The sequence below is a fragment of the Streptomyces phytophilus genome (genome assembly GCF_013870535.1).
GTDB lineage: Bacteria > Actinomycetota > Actinomycetes > Streptomycetales > Streptomycetaceae > Streptomyces > Streptomyces phytophilus.
In genome coordinates this window covers 1-4,176 of the sequence record NZ_JACBXC010000495.1, presented here as the reverse complement: position 1 = coordinate 4,176, position 4,176 = coordinate 1, and the positions used below count along the sequence as shown (strand labels likewise).

The 4,176-nt window shown below is 76.0% G+C and carries 5 protein-coding genes; 1 reads left to right on the top strand and 4 read right to left on the bottom strand.

Annotated features, from left to right (window positions below; all coding sequences use genetic code 11):
- Nucleotides 1-230: 230 nt before the first annotated feature.
- A complete protein-coding gene (locus H5J30_RS19975) occupies nucleotides 231-593 on the top strand; it encodes a cytidine deaminase-like protein (RefSeq protein WP_181788775.1) in 363 nt (120 codons plus the stop codon).
- Between the two features lie 191 nt (nucleotides 594-784).
- On the opposite strand, the gene H5J30_RS19970 is transcribed toward H5J30_RS19975, so the two are convergent.
- From H5J30_RS19970 to H5J30_RS19955, 4 genes are all read right to left on the bottom strand, one after another.
- Nucleotides 785-1,912, bottom strand: a complete 1,128-nt coding sequence (locus tag H5J30_RS19970; RefSeq protein WP_181788774.1) for a PfkB family carbohydrate kinase — start codon at nucleotides 1,910-1,912, stop codon at nucleotides 785-787.
- A gap of 111 nt (nucleotides 1,913-2,023) precedes the next feature.
- Nucleotides 2,024-2,929 carry a ribonuclease Z gene (locus H5J30_RS19965; RefSeq protein WP_181788773.1) on the bottom strand — a complete coding sequence of 302 codons (906 nt, stop codon included), beginning with the start codon at nucleotides 2,927-2,929 and terminating at the stop codon, nucleotides 2,024-2,026.
- Between the two features lie 16 nt (nucleotides 2,930-2,945).
- Complete coding sequence (locus tag H5J30_RS19960; protein ID WP_181788772.1) at nucleotides 2,946-3,305, bottom strand: histidine triad nucleotide-binding protein; 360 nt, start codon at nucleotides 3,303-3,305, stop codon at nucleotides 2,946-2,948.
- A 76-nt stretch (nucleotides 3,306-3,381) separates the two neighbouring features.
- Nucleotides 3,382-4,176, bottom strand: a 795-nt coding sequence (locus H5J30_RS19955) for a S41 family peptidase (protein WP_258563426.1), incomplete at its 5' end; no start/stop codon positions are given.

Sequence of the window (4,176 nt, the reverse complement as noted above, 5' to 3'; positions counted from 1 at the left end):
GGCGCTGAGGAACGGGATGCCGACGGTCAGGCCGAGTTGCTGGGCGCTGGTGACGACGCCGGTGGCCAGGCCCTGCTGCTCGTCCGGCAGGCCGGAGGTCACCGTCAGCGCGTACGCGACGACCGCCCAGAGGTGGAAGAACGCGATGACCGCGCCGAGGACGGCTGACTGCCGGTGCCCGCGGTGGGCGGCGGGGGTGGCCCGGTGGGCGGCTGCGGGACGGGGTTCGTATGCTCGCCGGTATGAGCGAGAGCAGCCCGCTGGACCCCGAGGACCGCAAGATCGTCACGCTGGCCCGCAGTACGCGGGCGCGCAACGCCGTGCTGGAGGGCGCGGCGGTACGGGACGAGACCGGCCGCACCTACGTCGCCGGCACCGTGGCGCTGGAGTCCCTGCGGCTGACCGCGCTGCAGACCGCGGTGGCGATGGCCGTCGCCAGCGGGGCGACCTCGCTGGAGGCCGCCGCCGTCGTCACCGAGGCCGAGGCTCCGGCGGACGCGGACCTCGCGGCCGTCCGCGACCTGGGCGGCCCGGGCACGCCGGTCCTGCTGGCCGCCCCGGACGGCGAACTCCGCGACACGGTCCGCGCCTGACGGCCCCGGCAGCGCGACCCGGGGCGACGGCGGTGCCGGCACGGCGCCGTCCGTAGGACCGCCGTTCGATGCCCGCCGTCCGTACGCCTGTAGTCCGTACGACCGCCGTTCGTACGACTGCCCTCCGACGCCCGTACGACCGCGGCGCGTCCCGCCCGTCCGCACCCCGCTCCCCCGCCCCGCCCCGCCCCCTACGGCACCTCCGGCCCCGTCCCCGGGTCCCGCTCCGGGCGGAAGCCGATCGTCGGGACCGCCCGGCGCAGCGGCCAGCCGCGCGGGGCGCACGGCGTGATGCCGTCCAGGAACGCGTACCGCGCGAGCGCCTGGGGGTCCTGCTCCTCGACCGTGCGTATCTGCTCCCACCACGCCGCCACCTCCGTCCACCCCGGGGCCGACTGGGAGCCGCCGAACTCCTGCACCGACAGCGCCGCCGTGAGCCCCGCCAGCGCCAGCCGGTCGGGCAGCGCGTACCCGGCGAGCGACGTGGTGACGAAGCCGGCGACGAAGACATCCCCGGCGCCCGTGGTGTCCAGCGCGGCCACCGATATCGCCGGCACCTCGGCGCTCTCGCCCGTGCGCCCGTCCACCGCGTACGCACCCTCGGCGCCCATCGTGACGACCACCACCGGCACGTGCTCCGCGAGCGCGTGGGCGGCCGCGCGCGGCGAGGCCGTCCGGGTGTAGCGCATGGCCTCCGCGGCATTCGGCAGGAACGCCTCGCACTGCGCCAGCTCCGGGATCTCCGCGAGGTCCCAGCGCCCGGTGTCGTCCCAGCCGACGTCGGCGAAGACGCGGCTGCCGTGCAGCGCGGCCTGCTCGATCCACGGCTGCCGCCGGCCCGGGTCGAGGGACGCGACGCAGGCGCGGCTCGGCGGCGGGCAGCGCGGGGGCTCGTCGGGGGGCGGCGCCTCGTGGCCGTGGGAGACCATGGTGCGCTCGCCGTCGTACGCCATGGAGACCGTGACCGGCGAGTGCCAGCCGCGGCACGTCCGGGACAGGGACACGTCGACGCCCTCGCCCGCCAGGGCCTCCTGGCAGTGGTCGCCGTAGACGTCGTCGCCGAAGGCGGCGGACAGCGACGTCCGCAGGCCGAGGCGGGCCAGGGCCGTCGCCATGTTCGCCACGCCGCCGGGGCTGGAGCCCATGCCGCGGGCCCAGGACTCCGTACCGCGGACGGGGGCGCTGTCCAGGCCGGTGAAGACGATGTCGAGGAAGACCGTCCCGGTCAGGTAGACGTCGATCGCCGGGTCCGCGGGGCCGCGCACGTGCTTCAGCGGGTCCACGGCCGCCACGGCTGCGGCGGACGGGCCAGTGGTCATGTCGGCGCCTCCCTCCACACCGGGAACGGAACACTTGTCCGACTGAGGCCAGTCTGCCCCAGCCCACTGACAACGGCCCGCCGCACCGTGCTCCCCGCCCCGCCGCCGCCCTCAGCGCCGCGCCGGCACCGCCACCCTGCCCAGGTCCGTCGCCACCGTCAGCGGCCCTTCGTACCCGGCCTCCCGGGCCTCGCGGGCGAAGTCCCCCGGGTCCGGGTAGCGCTGCGAGAAGTGCGTCAGCACCAGGTGCCGCACGCCCGCCGCGATCGCCACCCCCGCCGCCTGGGCCGCCGTCAGATGCCCGTACTCGACGGCCAGCGCGGTCTCCGCGCCCAGGAACGTCGACTCGATGACCAGCAGGTCCGCCTCCTCCGCGAGCGCGTACACCCCCTCGCACAGCCCCGTGTCCATGATGAACGCGACCCGCTGCCCGCGGCGCACCTCCGAGACCTCCTCCAGCCGCACGCCCCGCAGCGAACCCTCGCGCTGCATGCGCGAGATGTCCGGGCCCGCGATGCCCGCGCGCGCGAGGAGGCCGGGGAGCATCCGGCGGCCGTCCGGCTCGACGAGGCGGTAGCCGTACGCGTCCACGGGGTGGTGCAGCCGGCGGGCCTCCAGGGTGTACGCGGGCGTGGTGGCGATCACGCCGTCCGCCTCGACCGGGCCCGCCTCGATCGTCGCGGTCTCCCGGTACGCGCTCGCGTACCGGAGCCGCTCGTAGAAGTGCCGCCCGCCGGCCGGGAAGTGGACGGTCACGGGGTGCGGGACGCGGTCGAGGTTGATGCGCTGGATGATGCCGGGCAGGCCCAGGCAGTGGTCGCCGTGGAAGTGGGTGACGCAGATGCGGTGCAGGCCGTACGCGGCGACGCCGGCGCGCAGCATCTGGCGCTGCGTGCCCTCGCCGGGGTCGAAGAGGATGCCGTCGCCGTCCCAGCGCAGCACGTAGCCGTTGTGGTTGCGCTGGCGGGTGGGGACCTGGCTGGCGGTCCCGAGGACGACGAGTTCGCGGGCGGACAAGTCCGGGCGGCCCGCGCTACCCGGGCGGCCAGTTCAGGCCGCGGCCGCCGAGGACGTGGGCGTGCACGTGGAAGACGGTCTGGCCGGCGCCCGCGCCGGTGTTGAACACGACGCGGTAGCCGGTGGCGTCGATCTTGTCCTCGGCGGCGACCTCGGCGGTCTCGCGCAGCAGGTCGGCGACGAGCTGCGGGTCGGCGGCGGCGAGGGTGCCGGCGTCCGCGTAGTGGGCCTTGGGGATGACGAGGACGTGGGTGGGCGCCTGCGGGTTGATGTCGCGGAAGGCGATCGTCGTCGCGGTCTCGCGGACGACGGTCGCGGGCACCTCCCCCGCGGTGATCTTGCAGAACAGGCAGTCGGCCTGCGGCTCCCCGGCCATGTTCCCGGCCTCCTTCGTACGAGTCGGGCGGTACGGGCCGCATGGTACCCCGCGGCCCGTACCCGGTGACCCGCAGCTACTCCCCCGCCGGGGACTCCCCGGCATCCGCCGGCCCCGACGCACCCGATGAACCCGGCGACTCCGGGGACTCCGACCCCGCCGGGTCCGCACCCGGCACCTCCGGCGGCACCGCCGCCGGGCTGCGCTCCAGCGACTCCAGCGCCAGCCGCACCGCCGTCTCCAGCTGCGGGTCGCGCCCCTGCGCCCAGTCCTCCGGCGTGAGCAGCACGTCCACGTCCGGCTCCACGCCGTGGTTCTCCACGCCCCAGCCCGGTCCTTCGAGCCAGATGGCGTACTTCGGCTGCGTCACCAGCGTGCCGTCGACGAGCGGGTAGCGGCTGTCGATGCCGACAACCCCGCCCCAGGTGCGCCGCCCGACGAGCGGCCCGATGCCCAGCGCCCGGATCGCGGCGCTGACGATGTCGCCGTCGGAGCCGGAGAACTCGTTGGCCACGGCGACCACGGGCCCGCGCGGGGCGTCCATCGGGTAGCTGACGGGCTGGAGCCCGCGGCCCGCGTCCCAGCCGACGACGCGCCGCGCCAGCTTCTCCACGACGAGCTGCGAGGTGTGCCCGCCGCGGTTGTCGCGGACGTCGACCACCAGGCCCTCGCGGGCGACTTCGACGCGCAGGTCGCGGTGGAGCTGCGCCCAGCCGGGGCCCTGCATGTCGGGTACGTGGAGGTAGCCGAGGCGGCCGCCGGATGCTTCCCGTACGTACGCGCGCCGTCCCGCGACCCACGCGTGGTAGCGCAGCGGCTCCTCGTCGGCGGTGGGGACGACCACGGCGTAGCGCACGTCCCCGCCGTCGGC

Bases quoted from the DNA above. Each gene is read 5' to 3' on its own strand.
- H5J30_RS19975 (WP_181788775.1), top strand. From the start codon at position 231: ATGCTCGCCGGTATGAGCGAGAGCAGCCCGCTGGACCCCGAGGACCGC.
- H5J30_RS19970 (WP_181788774.1), bottom strand. From the start codon at position 1,912: ATGACCACTGGCCCGTCCGCCGCAGCCGTGGCGGCCGTGGACCCGCTG.
- H5J30_RS19960 (WP_181788772.1), bottom strand. From the start codon at position 3,305: ATGGCCGGGGAGCCGCAGGCCGACTGCCTGTTCTGCAAGATCACCGCG.